19 protein-coding genes and 1 pseudogene are annotated in these 15,840 nt (G+C 60.6%); 13 read left to right on the top strand and 7 right to left on the bottom strand.

Going from position 1 to position 15,840, the window contains the following annotated elements; all coding sequences use genetic code 11:
* Positions 1 to 26 precede the first annotated feature (26 nt).
* Positions 27 to 620, top strand: a complete 594-nt coding sequence (thpR, locus tag RHE_RS20130; protein ID WP_011427127.1) for an RNA 2',3'-cyclic phosphodiesterase — start codon at positions 27 to 29, stop codon at positions 618 to 620.
* Here the strand turns inward: thpR and RHE_RS31885 are convergent.
* Positions 527 to 1,027 carry a low molecular weight protein-tyrosine-phosphatase gene (locus RHE_RS31885; protein WP_011427126.1) on the bottom strand — a complete coding sequence of 167 codons (501 nt, stop codon included), beginning with the start codon at positions 1,025 to 1,027 and terminating at the stop codon, positions 527 to 529. The genes thpR and RHE_RS31885 overlap by 94 nt on opposite strands.
* Before the next feature lie 35 nt (positions 1,028 to 1,062).
* On the opposite strand from RHE_RS31885, the gene RHE_RS20120 reads away from it, so the two are divergent.
* Together RHE_RS20120 and RHE_RS20115 are read left to right on the top strand one after the other, a co-directional pair.
* Complete coding sequence (locus RHE_RS20120; protein WP_011427125.1) at positions 1,063 to 1,368, top strand: 4a-hydroxytetrahydrobiopterin dehydratase; 306 nt, start codon at positions 1,063 to 1,065, stop codon at positions 1,366 to 1,368.
* A gap of 81 nt (positions 1,369 to 1,449) precedes the next feature.
* Positions 1,450 to 1,842 (top strand): YkvA family protein, encoded by a 393-nt coding sequence (locus RHE_RS20115; RefSeq protein ID WP_011427124.1) that lies wholly within the window; start codon positions 1,450 to 1,452, stop codon positions 1,840 to 1,842.
* A 14-nt stretch (positions 1,843 to 1,856) separates the two neighbouring features.
* On the opposite strand, the gene RHE_RS20110 is transcribed toward RHE_RS20115, so the two are convergent.
* The gene (locus tag RHE_RS20110; protein ID WP_011427123.1) at positions 1,857 to 2,417 is read right to left on the bottom strand and encodes a sigma-70 family RNA polymerase sigma factor; all 561 of its coding nucleotides are present in this window, start codon (positions 2,415 to 2,417) and stop codon (positions 1,857 to 1,859) included.
* A gap of 334 nt (positions 2,418 to 2,751) precedes the next feature.
* Between RHE_RS20110 and RHE_RS20105 the strand changes: the two genes are divergently transcribed.
* The 5 genes from RHE_RS20105 to RHE_RS20085 all read left to right on the top strand — a co-directional run bounded on the left by RHE_RS20105 (position 2,752) and on the right by RHE_RS20085 (position 7,576).
* Positions 2,752 to 3,261 (top strand): invasion associated locus B family protein, encoded by a 510-nt coding sequence (locus RHE_RS20105; RefSeq protein WP_010028921.1) that lies wholly within the window; start codon positions 2,752 to 2,754, stop codon positions 3,259 to 3,261.
* A gap of 247 nt (positions 3,262 to 3,508) precedes the next feature.
* Positions 3,509 to 4,738, top strand: a complete 1,230-nt coding sequence (rlmN, locus tag RHE_RS20100; protein ID WP_042119079.1) for a 23S rRNA (adenine(2503)-C(2))-methyltransferase RlmN — start codon at positions 3,509 to 3,511, stop codon at positions 4,736 to 4,738.
* Positions 4,739 to 4,831: 93 nt separating this feature from the next.
* Positions 4,832 to 5,785 carry an ABC transporter substrate-binding protein gene (locus RHE_RS20095; RefSeq protein ID WP_011427121.1) on the top strand — a complete coding sequence of 318 codons (954 nt, stop codon included), beginning with the start codon at positions 4,832 to 4,834 and terminating at the stop codon, positions 5,783 to 5,785.
* A gap of 121 nt (positions 5,786 to 5,906) precedes the next feature.
* The gene (locus RHE_RS20090; RefSeq protein ID WP_011427120.1) at positions 5,907 to 6,785 is read left to right on the top strand and encodes an ABC transporter permease; all 879 of its coding nucleotides are present in this window, start codon (positions 5,907 to 5,909) and stop codon (positions 6,783 to 6,785) included.
* Positions 6,782 to 7,576, top strand: coding sequence for an ABC transporter ATP-binding protein (locus tag RHE_RS20085; protein WP_011427119.1), 795 nt, complete (start codon positions 6,782 to 6,784; stop codon positions 7,574 to 7,576). The genes RHE_RS20090 and RHE_RS20085 overlap by 4 nt, the downstream gene beginning before the upstream one ends.
* A 77-nt stretch (positions 7,577 to 7,653) precedes the next feature.
* Here RHE_RS20085 and RHE_RS20080 read toward each other — a convergent pair whose 3' ends face one another.
* Both RHE_RS20080 and RHE_RS20075 read right to left on the bottom strand, forming a co-directional pair.
* Positions 7,654 to 8,295: a LysE family translocator gene (locus RHE_RS20080; protein ID WP_020922493.1), complete on the bottom strand. Its 642-nt coding sequence runs from the start codon at positions 8,293 to 8,295 to the stop codon at positions 7,654 to 7,656.
* Between the two features lie 181 nt (positions 8,296 to 8,476).
* Entirely contained in the window at positions 8,477 to 9,328 is an 852-nt protein-coding gene (locus tag RHE_RS20075) for an SDR family NAD(P)-dependent oxidoreductase (RefSeq protein ID WP_041678917.1), read from the bottom strand.
* A gap of 177 nt (positions 9,329 to 9,505) precedes the next feature.
* Between RHE_RS20075 and RHE_RS20070 the strand changes: the two genes are divergently transcribed.
* Positions 9,506 to 10,729 (top strand): argininosuccinate synthase, encoded by a 1,224-nt coding sequence (locus RHE_RS20070; RefSeq protein ID WP_011427116.1) that lies wholly within the window; start codon positions 9,506 to 9,508, stop codon positions 10,727 to 10,729.
* 92 nt (positions 10,730 to 10,821) lie between these two features.
* Here RHE_RS20070 and RHE_RS20065 read toward each other — a convergent pair.
* A pseudogene (locus tag RHE_RS20065) lies at positions 10,822 to 11,764 on the bottom strand (EamA/RhaT family transporter).
* A gap of 291 nt (positions 11,765 to 12,055) precedes the next feature.
* On the opposite strand from RHE_RS20065, the gene RHE_RS20060 reads away from it, so the two are divergent.
* Positions 12,056 to 12,970 (top strand): LysR family transcriptional regulator, encoded by a 915-nt coding sequence (locus tag RHE_RS20060; RefSeq protein ID WP_042119077.1) that lies wholly within the window; start codon positions 12,056 to 12,058, stop codon positions 12,968 to 12,970.
* A gap of 45 nt (positions 12,971 to 13,015) precedes the next feature.
* Here RHE_RS20060 and RHE_RS20055 read toward each other — a convergent pair whose 3' ends face one another.
* Positions 13,016 to 13,261 carry a DUF2798 domain-containing protein gene (locus RHE_RS20055; RefSeq protein ID WP_011427114.1) on the bottom strand — a complete coding sequence of 82 codons (246 nt, stop codon included), beginning with the start codon at positions 13,259 to 13,261 and terminating at the stop codon, positions 13,016 to 13,018.
* A gap of 254 nt (positions 13,262 to 13,515) precedes the next feature.
* On the opposite strand from RHE_RS20055, the gene RHE_RS20050 reads away from it, so the two are divergent.
* The 3 genes from RHE_RS20050 (at position 13,516) to RHE_RS20040 (ending at position 15,201) form a co-directional block, all read left to right on the top strand.
* Entirely contained in the window at positions 13,516 to 13,923 is a 408-nt protein-coding gene (locus RHE_RS20050; RefSeq protein ID WP_011427113.1) for an organic hydroperoxide resistance protein, read from the top strand.
* Positions 13,924 to 14,016: 93 nt separating this feature from the next.
* Positions 14,017 to 14,457, top strand: a complete 441-nt coding sequence (locus tag RHE_RS20045) for a DUF6130 family protein (RefSeq protein ID WP_011427112.1) — start codon at positions 14,017 to 14,019, stop codon at positions 14,455 to 14,457.
* Positions 14,458 to 14,559: 102 nt separating this feature from the next.
* Positions 14,560 to 15,201: a LysE family translocator gene (locus RHE_RS20040; RefSeq protein ID WP_020922489.1), complete on the top strand. Its 642-nt coding sequence runs from the start codon at positions 14,560 to 14,562 to the stop codon at positions 15,199 to 15,201.
* A 1-nt stretch (position 15,202) separates the two neighbouring features.
* Here the strand turns inward: RHE_RS20040 and RHE_RS20035 are convergent, their stop codons facing one another.
* Positions 15,203 to 15,634: a hypothetical protein gene (locus RHE_RS20035; protein WP_011427110.1), complete on the bottom strand. Its 432-nt coding sequence runs from the start codon at positions 15,632 to 15,634 to the stop codon at positions 15,203 to 15,205.
* Positions 15,635 to 15,840: the final 206 nt, after the last annotated feature.

Raw genomic sequence — 15,840 nt, 5'->3', positions numbered from 1 at the left:
TGCAAAAGATTCGGGGAGTGCTCGTTATGCCGAGACTGTTTACCGCCCTCGAAATTCCGCGCAATGCGGCGATGAGTCTTTCATTGCTGCGCGGTGGCCTCCCCGGAGCACGATGGATTGATGTGGAAAATTACCACATCACGCTGCGCTTCATCGGTGATGTCGACGGCCGCACGGCCGATGAAATCGTCGAACGCCTCGACCGGATCGACCGGCCTGAATTCCAGTTCCGCCTCGAAGGCATCGGTTCCTTCGGCTCGAAGAAACCGCATTCGGTCTGGGCCGGCGTCTCGCAATCACCTGAGATGTACGCCCTGCAGGGTGAGATCGAGCGCATCTGCCAGCGGATCGGCCTGCCGCCGGATGCGCGCAAATTCATGCCGCATGTGACGCTGGCACGGCTCAAATCCTCGCGGCTCGACGATGTCGTGCAATATCTGGCCGGACGCGGCAACTTCCACACCGCGACCTTCACGGCGCCACGATTCGTGCTGCTTTCGTCGCGCGAATCGGTTGGCGGCGGACCCTACCTGACAGAGGAAGTGTTCCCGCTGCATGAGGCACGTTCGACGCCAAGCGCTTCGAGCAGGCTGCTGCAGCCGGTCAAGAGCCTGGTATAGACCAGCTCGAAACCATCAGGGCCGCCATAATAGGGGTCGGGAATATCCTCTCCCGTTCCTAGCGCGGCATCGCCGAAGAGTCGGATATTCGCCTCCGGCGGCGCGATCTTGCCAAGCGTCGCCAGATTGTCGCGGTCCATGGCGAGGATCAGATCGAAACCGTTGAAATCAGTTGGCCTGATGCGGCGCGCGCGCTGCCCCGCTATGTCGATGCCATGGCTTTGCGCGGTGGCGATCGAACGCCGGTCGGGTGGCTCGCCTTCATGCCAGCCGCCGGTGCCGGCGGAATCGACGGTGAAGCGGCCGGTGAGGCCAGCCTCGGTGACGAGATGACGAAAAATTCCCTCGGCGAGCGGAGAACGGCATATATTGCCCATGCAAACGAAGAGGATACTGATAGGCGTCATCGGTAGACCTGTCGGAAGAACGAGAGGAACATGGCATGAAATCGGAAAGACTGGAACGGACAGCAGTCGAGGCAGAGCTGGCGGGGCTTGCTGGCTGGGCGCTCAATGACGCGGCCTCCTCGATCTCGAAGACATTCAAGTTTTCGAATTTCATCGAGGCCTTCGGCTTCATGACGGAGGCAGCGATCACGGCTGAGAAGCTCAACCATCATCCCGAATGGTTCAACGTCTATTCCAGGGTGGATGTGACGTTGAATACGCATGATGCCGGCGGGCTGACGGAGCTGGATTTCAAGCTCGCCAGGGCGATGGAGAAGGCGGCGGCGCGACGTCTGCGCTGAAGGCGAACCTCGGGGTCGATTGGACGATTGAAAGCCTGGGCGCCATCACCATATGTTCGCAGGGACGAAAGGATGTCAGGGATGGACGAGGTCAAATTCGGGGAAATCCTGCTGCCGGGCGACGAAGACACCCAGAGCCGGCGGGAGAAGACGGTGCGGCAGAAGTTCTGGCCGACTTTCCGCCGGGCCGTGCGGCAGATCCCGTTCTCGCGCGACGTCGTCGCCGGCTTCTACTGCGCGCTCGATCCGCAAACGCCGACCAAGGTGCGCGGTGTGCTGCTCGCAGCACTCGCCTATTTCGTCATGCCGGTCGACATCATCCCGGATATTTTCGCCGTCATCGGCTTTTCTGACGACGTCGCCGTGCTATCCGCCGCCTTCGCCATGGTGCGTGGACATATCCGGTCAGGCCATTATGACGCGGCGGACCGCGTCCTCGCCGACCCACCTGCGGATACGATGAAAACGATTTGAAGGGCCGGCGCGGTTCAGCCGAGTTCCTGCTCCAGCACCTGGCGGAGTTTGCCGAAGGCAAGCCGGATACGCGATTTCACCGTGCCGAGCGGCAGCCCGGTCGTTTCAGCGATCTCGGCGTGCGATTGGCCGAGAAAAAAGGCGGCACGCAGCATGTCGCGCTGTTCCTCCGGCAGTTGGCCGACGGCGACACGGATCTTGGCGTCGCGATCTTCGTTGACGATGATTTCCTCGGCGCCGATGTCGGCCGGCGGCTGCAGAGCCGGGTCCGTTTCGTCGAAGATGCGGGTGTTGGCGCGGCGCTGCAGGTCGATGCGGCGGTTGCGGGCAATGCGAAAGAGCCAGGTCGAGAGTGAAGACCGCGTGGCGTCGTAGAGATAGGCTTTGTGCCAGAGCACGATCATGATTTCCTGAACCAGCTCCTCGGCCTCGCCTGATGTCATCTTCCGGCCCATCAGCCAGGTCTTCAGACGCGGGGCGAAATAGTCGAACAGGATGGAGAAGGCCTGCTGGTCGCGATCGTCTGCGACAGCCTTTGCGAGAGCTGCGAAACGCCGTCTTTCCTCGGCATCCATGTCGTCTCACAAGCCCCCTGCAGCGAATTTCGTCCCGGATTTCCAAAGTCTTAATGAGGTGCAACGGATTTTTGAAAGGTCAAACTCTTGCCTGAATCTTTGTGTCTTAGATTCACCCGAACGGCCGGCCGGTGCCATCGGCGCACCGGCATCGCAGCCGATTTCAGCAAGGGGCAAGAATCGTGGTCGAGCTGAAATGACACAGGCACATACAAATCGCAGCTATTGTTGACCATTTGGTAACCTGAATTAAGTCAAAATAAAGCAGATCGTGATTATGCGCCGCCCGCTATGATCGCTTCGGGCCTTGAATCGCAAGAACCGGCAGGAATCCATGTTTGTAAAAAGTATCGTATCCGCCCTCGCACTCACCCTTGGTATGGCCGGAGTTGCGACAGCGCAGCAAGCCGCGCCGACCCGCATTCAGCAGTTTCAGGCATGGGGCGCCTATTCCTACAAGTCGGGCGCCAGCACCGTCTGCTACGTGCTGTCCGTGCCGACGGCAAAGCAGCCGGCAAGCGTTGACCACGGCGACAACTTCTTCATCGTCTCGCAGCGCCCTGGCCAGAACATTTCGTACGAACCGCAGGCGATGATGGGCTATACTGTGAAGGAAAATTCGAAGATCAATGTCGTCATCGACAACAAGACCTTCGTGATGTTCACCAAGGACAAGGCCGGCTGGGTCGAGAACGCGGCTCAGGAGCCGGCCCTCGTCGCGGCCATGAAGACCGGTCATTCGATGACGGTCAACGCGGTCTCGCGCAAGGGCACGGGCACGTCCTACAGCTATTCGCTTTCGGGCATCTCGGCGGCGCTGAAGCAGATCGAAAGCTGCAAGTAGGCGGGACTTCCAGTCACAAAGTCTCAAGAGCCGGCCTTGTGCCGGCTCTTGCCATTTCCATCTATAGTGACGCGCGGGCAAAATGATGCTAAAGGCCGCGCAAACAGCGGACAGATCGCGATATCAGTCGCCGTCCGCCATCAATTTCTGCCAATGTGCCGTCATGCCTCCGCAAGTCTTCCGGATCAAATCCTGAAGTCCGCGGCTTGCGGAACGGTTACGTGTTTGAATTCGAGGTCAGAAGCCTATGTCCGTCATGGATGCGATCGTCGTCAAAAAACCTCAGGCCGCGCGCCCCTCTTCCGGCGCCGAGAAGCCGTCGTTGATCGGGCTCTCCCGCGAGGAAATGGCGGCGGCGCTCCGGGAAAAAGGTGTACCCGAAAAGCAGATCAAGATGCGCGTCTCGCAGCTCTGGAACTGGATCTATGTGCGCGGCGTCTCCGATTTCGACCATATGACCAATGTCGCCAAGGACATGCGCGAAATGCTGAAGCAGCATTTCACCATTGCGCGTCCCGAGATCGTCGAGGAGCAGGTCTCCAACGACGGCACCCGCAAATGGCTGCTGCGCTTTCCCGCGCGCGGTGCCGGCCGGCCGGTCGAGATCGAAGCCGTCTATATTCCGGAAGAGGGCCGCGGCACGCTCTGCATTTCCAGCCAGGTCGGCTGCACGCTCACCTGTTCGTTCTGTCATACCGGCACGCAGCGGCTGGTGCGCAACCTGACGGCCGAGGAAATTCTGTCGCAGCTGCTGCTCGCCCGCGACCGGCTCGGCGATTTCCCCGATCGCGAAGCGCCGCAGGGCACGATCATGCCGGCCGAGGGCCGCAAGGTCAGCAATATCGTGATGATGGGCATGGGCGAGCCGCTCTATAATTTCGATGCCGTCAAGCAGGCCCTGCTGATCGCCACCGATGGCGACGGCCTGTCGCTGTCCAAACGTCGCGTGACGCTCTCCACCTCCGGCGTCGTGCCTGAGATCTTCCGCACCGGCGAGGAGATCGGCGTCATGCTGGCGATCTCGCTGCATGCTGTGCGCGACGACCTGCGCGATATCCTCGTGCCGATCAACAAGAAGTACCCGCTGAAGGAGCTGATCGACGCCTGCAAGGCATATCCGGGCCTTTCCAATGCGCGGCGCATCACCTTCGAATATGTGATGCTGAAGGATGTCAACGACAGCCTCGAAGACGCGAAGGGTTTGATCAAGCTCCTGAAGGGCGTGCCGGCGAAGATCAACCTCATTCCGTTCAATCCCTGGCCCGGCACCAATTACCAGTGTTCGGATTGGGAGCAGATCGAGAAATTCGCCGATTTCATCAATTCGGCGGGTTACGCTTCGCCGATCCGCACCCCGCGCGGCCGCGATATTCTTGCCGCCTGCGGCCAGCTGAAATCGGAATCCGAACGCATGCGTAAGACCGAGCGCCTGGCCTTCGAGGCGATGATGATCGCCAATCACGGTGCCGACGACTGATCAGCAAGTTTGATCTTCGCTACAATTCTCCTGCATTGATTTAAGCATGCGCTTTTCCTAATAGTGCCGCCAAAATCATTCAGGAGGACACCCATGCGCCCGATTTTGCTCGCTCTTGCCGCCACTTTGGCCTTTTCCCTGCCCGCAAAGGCTGACGACGTGACGGTTGCCGTGACGGCGATCGTCGAGCATCCGGCGCTGGATGCCGCCCGCAAGGGGGTTCTCGACGTGCTGACGGCCGCCGGCTACAAGGAAGGCGAGAACCTGAAATTCGTGTTCGAATCGGCGCAGGGCAATCCGGCCACGGCGGCTCAGATCGCCCGCCAGTTCGCCGGCGATGAGCCCAATGTCATCGTTCCGATCTCCACGCCGTCGGCTCAGGCCGTCGTCTCCGCTACGCATGACATTCCTGTCGTCTTCACCGCCGTCTCGGACCCGCTCGGCGCCCAGCTCGTCAAGAACATGGAAAAGCCCGGCGGCAATGTCACCGGCCTTTCCGACATGTCTCCCGTCGCCGAACATCTGGCGCTGATCAAGGAAATTGTACCGAAGGTCAAAACAATCGGTTACCTTTACAATTCTGGTGAGGCGAATTCGGTTTCGCTGCTCGCAGTGTTGAAGGCCGAAGCCGAAAAGGCCGGCTTGACGGTCGTCGAATCAGCGGCCACCAAATCGGCCGAGGTTCAGGGTGCTGCGCGCGCCCTCGTTGGCCGCGCCGATGCGATCTACATCCCGACCGACAACACCATCATCTCCGCGCTCGAAGGCGCCGTCGCGGTTGCCGAAGAAAGCAAGCTGCCGCTCTTCACCGCCGATACGGATTCAGTATCGCGCGGTTCGATCGCCGCCCTCGGCTTCAACTATTACGATGTCGGCAAGCAGACGGGCGAGATCGTCGTCCGTGTGCTGAAGGGCGAGAACCCGGGCGATATCGCGGTCAAGACCGCCGCCGGCAGTGATCTGGTGGTCAACAAGGCTGCCGCGGCCAAGATGGGCGTCACCCTGCCCGAGAGCGTGCTTTCGCGCGCCAACAAAGTCATCGAATAAGCGCTCATCGTTACATCGACCATTCACATTCAGCCGCTCCCGTTTGCACGGGGGCGGCTGAAGTATTAAAAGGCTGCGGTTTCGTGACGGGCGAAACGGAAACAAAAAGGGGCTGAAAGCCTTGAGCCAAATCGCATTCTGGGGGGCCGTCGAGCTCGGCCTGGTCTATTCCTTCGTCGCTCTCGGCGTCTATCTCGCCTTCCGCGTCCTCGATTTTCCTGACCTGACGGTCGACGGTTCCTTTCCGCTCGGCGCGGCGGTGACGGCGGTCTTGATCATTGCCGGCGTCAATGCCTGGCTCGCGGCGCTGGTCGCGATGGCCGCGGGTGCGACGGCTGGCTTGGTCACGGCGCTGCTCAATGTGCGCTTCAAGATCCTCAACCTGCTCGCCTCGATACTGACGATGATCGCGCTGTTTTCGGTGAATCTGAGGGTGATGGGCAAACCCAATGTCGCCCTCATCAATGCCGACACGATGATCAGCCCGTTCTTCGGCCATGGCCTTCGCGATTTCTACGTGCGGCCGCTCTTCGTCGGCGTTCTCGTCATCGTCGCGCTCGTCTTGGTGTGGCGGTTCCTCGAAAGCGATGCCGGGCTTGCCATGCGCGCGACCGGCGCCAATGCGCGCATGGCCCGCGCCCAGGGCGTCGATACCAGCCGGCAGATCTATCTCGGCATGGCGATCTCGAATGCGCTGGTGGCTTTCGGCGGCGCCTTGTTTGCCCAGACCAACGGCTTTGCCGACGTCACTTCGGGCGTCGGCACGATCGTCGTCGGTCTTGCCGCCGTCATCATCGGCGAGACGCTGCTCGGACGCCGGGGTCTGCTGATCGCGCTCGTCGGCTGCGTGCTCGGCTCGATCCTGTATCGCATCGCCATCCAGCTGGCGCTGTCGAGCGACGTCATCGGCCTGCAGGCCTCCGACCTCAATTTCGTCACCGCAGTTCTCGTGACCTTCGCACTCATTCTTCCCCGTCTTCGCCGAGGTGCCGCATCGTGATCAGCGTCAAGGACATCAAGGTCGTCTTCGGACGCGGCACGCCGCTGCAGAAGCAGGCGCTGAACGGCGTCAGCCTGACCATCGAACAAGGCTCCTTCGTTACCGTCATCGGCTCCAATGGCGCCGGCAAATCGACGCTGCTCGGCGTGCTCGCCGGCGATGTCATTCCGACCGAAGGGCAGGTGCTGATCGGCAAGAGCGAGGTGACGCGCAAATCGACGGCGGCGCGCGCCGGCCTGGTGGCGCGCGTCTTCCAGGATCCGCTGACGGGCAGCTGCGGTTCGCTGTCGATCGAGGAAAACCTTGCTCTGGCCGCACGCCGCGGTGAAAAGCGCGGGCTCGTACCGGCGCTCGGCGGCAAGCGCCGCGACTATTTCAAGGAGCGGATCGCCGAGCTCAATCTCGGACTGGAAAACCGGCTAAAGGATCGCATGGACCTGCTTTCGGGCGGGCAGCGGCAGGCCGTTTCGCTCGTCATGGCCACTCTTGCCGGCTCGGAAGTGCTGCTGCTCGACGAACATACGGCAGCACTCGATCCTGGGATGGCCGAGTTCGTGATGAACCTCACGCAGAAGATCGTCGCCGAGCGCAAGCTGACGACGATGATGGTCACGCATTCCATGCGCCAGGCACTGGATTACGGCCATCGCACGATCATGCTGCATGGCGGCGAGATCGTCCTCGACGTAGCAGGCGACAACCGAAAGAACCTGCAGGTCGAGGACCTGATCGCCATGTTCCGCAAGATGCGCGGTCAGACGCTGGATGACGACGCTTTGCTGATTGGCTGAGCCAACAGTGTGATCGATCAACCCGTGGCGAGTTTTACCGGTCCGCCCGCGGGCGGATCGGCTAGCGCCGACCGCGATTATTTCGCCTGGGTGAGCAGGATCTTGGCTGCGAAGACCGAGAAGACGCCGGCGAAGGTATAGTCCATGCCGCGCAGCACCTTCTTGTTGTTCTGCAGCCAGGAGGCCAGCCAGTCGGCAGCGAAGATGACGCTGGCATTGACGGGCATGCCAATCAGGATGAAGCACAGCCCGAGGAAAAGCAGTTTCTGGGTGACAGCCGGATCGCCGGCGCTGACGAATTGCGGCAGAAAGGTCATGAAGAAAATGATGACCTTCGGGTTCAGAAGATTGACCCAAAAACCCGACGAGATGTTCGAAAGGGCTGTACCCTTCTGTTCCTCGACCCTGGCGACAGTGAGCTTAGAGCCGTAGCGGATTGCCTGCACCGCGAGCCAGAACAGGTAAGCGCCGCCGCCGGTCTTCAGGATCAGGAAGGCGGTCGGCGAGGCAGTGATCAGCGCCGAAATGCCAAATGCAACCAGCATCGTATGGACGACAATGCCGAGGCTGGTGCCGACGACCACGAAGAGAGCGGGCTTCTTACCCTGCGCAAGCGCCCGGCTGATCGACAGCGTCATGTCAGGCCCCGGCGTTGCCGCGAGCAGCAGCGTGGCGGCAGCGAAGGCCAGAAGGGTCGGCAGGCTGGGCAGGAAATCCATGGGCATACTCTGAAGCCGGAAGACCCGACGATCTTTATCCGGCTTTCAGAAAATTACCAATCAAACCTTCTCATGCGTGTTGCATTAAACTTGATTCATGCGACGCGCATTTGCTGTTTGGTCTATGCATGTCGTATCCCGGAACCGCTGGACACTTTCGGGCGACAGGCATCAGAGCCGATCACTTCTGATCCAGGAAGGCCTTGAACTTGTCGGCATAATCCTTGTGCCAGCGCGACAACGGCGGACGGTTTTCGATGATATCGCCCATCGCCCAGGCCATGCGGCGTTCGTCGACCGGACGGGCAACGTCGTTATCGGGGCAGAGGATATAGAAATCGCCGCGCTCCAGGCTCTGCACCATGAAATCGACCGTCTGCTCCGGCGTCCAGGCGCCGGCCGGTTTTTCCGCGCGGTCGCCCTTGGTGAGGCCCGTGAAGACGAAGCCGGGGATCAAGAGATGCGCGGAGATCTTCCCGCCTTCGATGTTACGAAGCTCGTGTTCCAAGGCCTCGGTAAAGACCTTCACGCCCGATTTGGAGATATTGTAGGCGGGATTGCCGGGCGGCGTAGTGATGCCCTGCTTGGAGCCGGTGTTAATGATCAGGCCGGGTTCGCCGTGCGATAGCATCTTCGGGCCGAAGGTGCGTGTGCCGTTGATGACGCCCATCAGGTTGACGGCGAAGATGTGATCCCAGTTCGCTTGCGCGCTGAAGATCGAGGTCTCCGGACCTATCCCGGCATTGTTCATCAGCACATGGACGCGGCCGAAACGCTGGAGCACGGCGCGTTCGAGCGCCTCCAGAGAGTCCCGGCTGGCCACGTCGGTCTCGACAGCCATCACGTCTTCTTCCCCGGCGATGGCCTTGAGTTCCTCGGCGGCAGCGGCTAGCCGGTCGCCGCCGAGATCGGCGATGACGACGCTCATGCCGCGTCCGGCGAAATATTTCGCGGCAGCAAAGCCGATGCCGGAGGCGCCGCCGGTGACGACCGCGACGTTGGATTTCTTGAAAATCTCTTGAATATTCGTCACGGGGAGCCCCTCCTTGATCATTGTTCGGACGTTGGCGAATATGGGCTCCGCTTTGGCGCTGTCAAACGCTATCGGCGCTGGCGGCCTCGCACTTGCCCTTGCGTCACGCGCCAATCTCGCTAAAAGTGCCGCGACACCGGGTTTTCGCCGGCCTTTTATGCAACGGACCTCATCACCATGGCATCATATAAAGACGTGAAGAAAGTCGTGCTCGCCTATTCCGGCGGCCTCGACACCTCGATCATCCTGAAGTGGCTGCAGACGGAGCTCGGCGCCGAAGTCGTCACCTTCACCGCCGATCTCGGCCAGGGCGAAGAGCTGGAGCCGGCGCGCAAAAAGGCCGAGATGCTTGGCATCAAGGAGATCTACATCGAGGATGTGCGCGAGGAATTCGTGCGCGATTTCGTCTTCCCGATGTTCCGTGCCAATGCTGTCTATGAGGGCGTCTATCTCCTCGGCACCTCGATCGCCCGTCCTCTGATTTCCAAGCATCTGATCGATATCGCCCGCAAGACCGGCGCCGATGCGATCGCCCACGGCGCGACCGGCAAGGGCAACGACCAGGTCCGTTTCGAACTCTCCGCCTATGCCCTGAACCCCGACATCAAGATCATCGCGCCCTGGCGCGACTGGGCGTTCAAGAGCCGCACGGAACTGCTGGCCTTTGCCGAACAGCACCAGATCCCTGTCGCCAAGGACAAGAAGGGCGAAGCGCCGTTCTCCGTCGACGCCAACCTGCTGCATTCCTCTTCCGAGGGCAAGGTTCTTGAGGACCCCGCCCAGGAAGCGCCGGAATATGTACATATGCGCACCATCTCCCCGGAAGCCGCGCCGGACAAGGCGACAGTGATCAAGGTCGGCTTTCGCAAGGGCGACGCCGTCTCGATCAACGGCGTCGAGATGTCGCCCGCGACGCTGCTGGCCACACTCAACACCTATGGCCGCGACAACGGCATCGGCCGTCTCGACCTCGTCGAGAACCGCTTCGTCGGCATGAAATCGCGCGGCGTCTATGAAACGCCCGGCGGCACGATCCTGCTGTCGGCCCATCGCGCCATCGAATCGATCACGCTCGACCGGGGTGCGGCCCATCTCAAGGATGAGATCATGCCGCGTTACGCGGAGCTCATCTATTATGGCTTTTGGTTCTCGCCGGAGCGCGAGATGCTGCAAGCCCTCATCGACAAGAGCCAGGAATATGTCGAAGGCGAAGTGACGTTGAAGCTCTACAAGGGCAATGTCATGGTCATCGGCCGCGAAAGCGAAAAGTCGCTCTATTCCGACAAGCTCGTCACTTTCGAGGACGATCAAGGCGCCTACGACCAGAAGGACGCAGCCGGCTTCATCAAGCTCAACGCGCTGCGCCTGCGCACGCTCGGCAAGCGGAACCTCGCGAAGTAATCGCGTTTCGCTTTCGAACAGAGATGAGCCCGCCGGCATCGCCGCGCGGGCTTTTTCGTGTCTCCTGAGAGCATTCGAGATGACCGCAGAGCTCACTCCTGCGCAAGCAATGTCCTTCCCGATGCAAATTGACGATCGTAGAAAATTCGCACCGACAGAACGACACCGGCGATCAGGACCGTCACCCCAGCGATTTCGATTGGGGTCGGCCAGCGGGCATGCACGACAAGTCCTCCGATGACGCCGAAGGCTGTTTCAGAAACGATCAATTGCGCGGCCAAGGCGACGGGCAGGCTTCGTGACGCAATGTTCCAGGCCCAGACGCCGCCTACGGTTGCCAGCAGCGCCAAAGATGTACCCCAAACATACAAGCTGCCGGCGGAACTCCAGCCGAATCCCAATGCGGGGAGCTTGAAGAGGTCCATCGCGGCACCGAGGGGATAGAAGGCCAGCATCAAGACGCCACCGCCCACCAGTATCAGCGCCGACCACACGCCTGAGGGCACCTCCGGTCAGGCGGCGAGTGCAGCCTGATTGGCAAGGGCGAACAAGACCCAAAGTCCTACGGCGGCGAGCGCCAGCGGTACGCCGACCCAAAAGGACTTGACCGAATTCAGTCCTTCAGCCGTGAATGCCGTGCCATTCACCAGAACAAGGCCGATCAGCACCAGCGCCAAAGGCGGCATAAGGGACCGCCACGGCAAGGATCCCTGGCGCTGATTTCCAATGACCATCAAGACGATCGGTACCAAGCCGAGGAAGGCCGGCGCAATGACGGGGCCGGCAAAGATGGCCGCTCCCGTTACCGTCAGGAAGTAACCGACATCCCACGAAGGCGAGCCAAAGGGCCTGCTGAACGTTCCGGAGGGTGAGATGGCGCGCGACGTGCTTCTCCGAAAATAGGATGAACATGCCGACCAAGGCCGAGACGAGATGACGAATGAGAGCGAAATCGAAGGTGGAATAGTCGCCGATGATAAAGGGCACGATAAAGTTGAGCGAAAAGGCAAAGGCCGCAAAGAGAGCGGCCGACACGCCGACATAGAAGGATCAGTCAATAATCTTCACCCCTTTGACGTTGCGCGCGCCCCGAGCTTTTACCTCCGTGAGCCCGAACGAATTTGATCGAGTAGCCGAGTTTACTGGCCGAGAGCCTTGGCCGGTACTCGGTGAAAATGAGAGCCACCCTCTCGATGCTCATCGGTTTCTTGAGGTTGTGCGCAACGCCCGAGCGGCCATAGCGTCGCTGAGACGACTGTATCGCCTATTCAGCAGAACCGATTTTTCATATCCTCCGACATCGCGGCTTCTAATTGTCGGGGCGTTATGGATCGGCTTGATGCAATGCGGGTTCTGCTTGCGGTGGTGGACGCCGGGAGCTTGTCGGCGGGCAGCCGGAAGCTGAACGCACCGCTGCCGAGCGTCAGCCGCAAGGTCGCCGATCTGGAGCGATACCTCGGCACGAACCTCATCATCCGAACGAGCCGCAACCTGCAGCTCACGGATGCCGGTCGCGACTATGTCGAGGCGGCGCGGAAGATTATCGCCGATCTGGAGGAGGTCGAACGCAGGGCGTCGGGCGAATATCAGATGCCGCGGGGACTGCTGAACATCACGATGCCGATCGAATTCGGTCACCGCTATGTTCTGCCGATCGCACTCGACTTCGTGAACAGGCATCCGGAGGTCATGCTGAATATTCTTTCACTCGACCGCTCCGTTCATCTGGTCAACGAGCAGGTCGATGTCGCCATCCGGCTTGGTGAGTTGATCGATAGTTCGCTCTACGCCGTCAAGGCCGGCGAGTTCCGTCTGCTGACCTGCGCAAGCCCGGCCTATCTGGAACGGCATGGCATTCCGCAGCATCCCACCGAGCTCGTGAATCACGATGGGATCATGTTTCACAAGCGGTCGTTCTTTTGGAGTTTCGAAATGGAGGGGAAGCGTCTCGAGGTCATGCCACGCAGCCGGATCGAGGTGAACACGGCGGCCAATTGCGTTGCCGCCGCACTGAATGGGGTCGGAATCGCCCGCCTGTTCGACTACCAAGTTCCGGAGGAGGTGTCCTCGGGCGCGCTCGTGCAGATCTTGAAGGGCTATGACGGCGAGCCCAAGCCGATCCACATTGTCTATTCGCGTCAGGGCTTGCTCGCTCTGAAAGTGCGCGCCTTCATCGATTGGGCGCTCCCCCGCCTTCGCGCGGCGTGCGGCAGCTATGGCGATGTGCCGTCACCGAAATGAAGCGCCTAATTCTTTGACGATGGCCGCGGCGAAGCGTGGCCATCGTCACCTTGATGGTTGCTCTTCCACGTCGCGGACAACGCGATCGATCTGCGCCTGAAGGCGAGGACCGATCAGCAGGATGGCGGGGATGACAATGAGATAGGCGATGCTCCACGAGCGGAGCCATGTCAGAACGAACCCCTTCGAGAAGCCCAGATTGAGCGCGAGCAGCGTGAAAGAGATCAGCCCTGTCGTCACGACGCCCATCGACAGAGCGAAGACGATCTTGCGTTTGAAATGCGTGTTCATGTCGGTCTCCCGGACGGATGTGAAAGCGGGATCGCTTCAGCGGTCGCGATTTCGGTTTGGTGCCCTAAAGATCGCGTAACCCCGGCGGCGGCTGTAGCGAGAGAAAATGAGAGGCTCACTCTCGCTTCTGCTCGCTACCGGAGTGCTCTTCCGAGGCTCATCTTCCCATCATCGCAGTCCAACACCCATTGATCCTGGGTGCGCAAGTCGGCCGCCGCAACATCGCCGGCTGAAATCCAGCAAGGAGTATCCGAATGTCGACAGTCATCTACACAGGCAAAACCAGCACCACCGGCGGGCGTGACGGCGCGTCGCGCAGCTCCGACGGACGTCTCGACGTGACATTGTCCCCGCCCGGTTCCTCGGGCGCCGGCACCAATCCTGAGCAGCTCTTCGCTGCGGGTTGGTCCGCCTGTTTCCTCGGCGCCATCGGAAGGGCGGCCGCGGAGCGCCAGCTCCGCGTGTCTGCCGACGCTGCCATCAATGCCGAGATCGATCTGGTCTCGAATGACGGCGGCTATGTGCTGCAGGCGCGGCTAAACGCGAAGCTGCCGGGCATCGAGATGGATCTCGCCAGGTCTCTGATCGAGCGTGCGCACCAGCTCTGCCCTTATTCCAAAGCAACCCGCGGCAATATCGCCGTCGAACTCAACGTCGCCTGATCGGTCTCCGATCAAGGCCTTCCAAATCCGATATCGCGCCGGCGTTCCGACATATGTCGGCCATGACCGGCGCGACAACCAGAGGATTTTGTCATGATCACGATCGCAAAAGTCATCGCAACGGCAGCTTTGCTGCTTGCCGCCGGCAGACCCATCCACGCGGAAACGACGACGCAGTTCCTTCCCATCAAGAACGAGCCCGCACCCAAACTCGTCGTGGATCAGCCCCTTGCGGGACCGCTCGCGAGCCGAGCGGTGGCCATTATTCCCTATCGAACCGAGAATTTCCGCATCCTGCCAATCTTCGGCGCGAGCGCCAGCGACGTCTCGCCGAGGGCCGGTCACCTTCATGTCAGCATCGACGAGCAGCCTTGGCGGTGGGCCGATGCGGGCGGCACCGGCGCTATCGTCCTCACCGCTCTGCCGTCAGGCGAGCATAGGGTGCTCATCGAAATGGCCACGCCGGAACATGAAGTGCTGGGCGGAAAAGTCGTGAAGTTTACCGTACCGGCAATCAACAGCGCGCACCATTAGAGGCGAATTCGGCGGTGGCTGCCTGAGCCGGGAGCCGCCGCCATGCCCTTGACGCATGCCGGGGATGACTTACTCTGCCGCGGTCACCCTCGGAGCTTTTCCATGACGCAGTCCCTGCTCTTCGGCGCCTTCCTGGCGGCGCTTTTCTACGTGCTCATTCCCGGGCCCGCCTTCCTGCAACTGCTCGGCATCGGCGCCGGGCAGGGGCGCAAGGCCGGCGCGTTGTTTATGATGGGGCATCTCGTCGGAGACATCATCTGGTCGTCGCTGGCCCTGATCGCGATCGTCGGAGCGAAGACGATCGGAACCTTCGTCTTCGATCTGCTCGGCCTTGCGTGCGGCTTCTACCTCGCCTGGATCGGCTGGAGCGCCGTCAATGCCAAGCCGAAAGCGGATGGGCAGGCGCTTGTCATGGTCGAGCGTCCGTTTCGCCGCGGTCTGACTTTCGGCGTCACCAATCCGAAGGGTTATCCGGTCGCTCTCGCCACCTTCACTGCACTGGTCGCCGGTTCGGCCGGCGCACTCGATTTCGAGGCGCTGCCGGTGCTTCTTGCCGCGTCCTTCCTGGGTTTCGTTACCGCCGACGTTATCCTCGTCGGCATCATCGGCGCCGGTGCGGTGCGCCGCTTCTATCGCGCACATGAGCGGCTGATCGTGCGCACATCCGGCGTGCTCTTCATGGGGTTTGCCGTCCAGGCGCTCTGGCACGCGACGCCGGGCCTGCTTGGCTGGCGCCGCGCCTGATTTAGCTATCCAGGAAATTGACGATCGATTTCAGGGTCTGGACTTCATGAGGGTCGCCGATCGACATGGCGATCTGCAGCTGGTTTCGGTAATAATCGAGGAAATTGAAGCTCGTGCCGTCGGTGACGCTGGAGAGATCGATGAGATTGCCGAGCGGATCCATCGCGTGCATCGGCAGCGGTTCGGAAATCGCGGCATAGGTATTCTGGTCGATCAGGCCGCTGTCAAAGCTTTGGCGCGCGTAGTTGCGCAATTGTCCGGGGCTGACCGCGGTGAAGTCGGGGCCCTCGTCGACATTGCCTTCAATATGAAAGGAGGCCGGCGCCGGAGCTCTGGTCTCGATTTGAATATCCGTGGTCTTCGAATTTTTTGCGTTATTGGGATTGTTTTTAAATAGCAAACTCTGAGAAGACCGCACAGAAAAAATTTCCATGGCGCATGTCCCCTGAACAAGAAGATCACCGGGAAACTAGCGCTTGCGCGTGATTCGCGTCAATCGTTAACAAATGGTTAATTTCCATGCGTCAAATTTTGTCCACCAGATTTATCTGATGTCCACCGCTTTTGCCGCTGAGGCAAAAGGCCCCGCCGGCGACATACCAATTCTGCGGCCGCTCTCCTATATTGACGATCCATTCG

This window comes from Rhizobium etli CFN 42 (genome assembly GCF_000092045.1).
GTDB lineage: Bacteria > Pseudomonadota > Alphaproteobacteria > Rhizobiales > Rhizobiaceae > Rhizobium > Rhizobium etli.
Note: the sequence above shows the minus strand (reverse complement) of the source record. Positions and strands in the feature narration are given on the sequence as shown.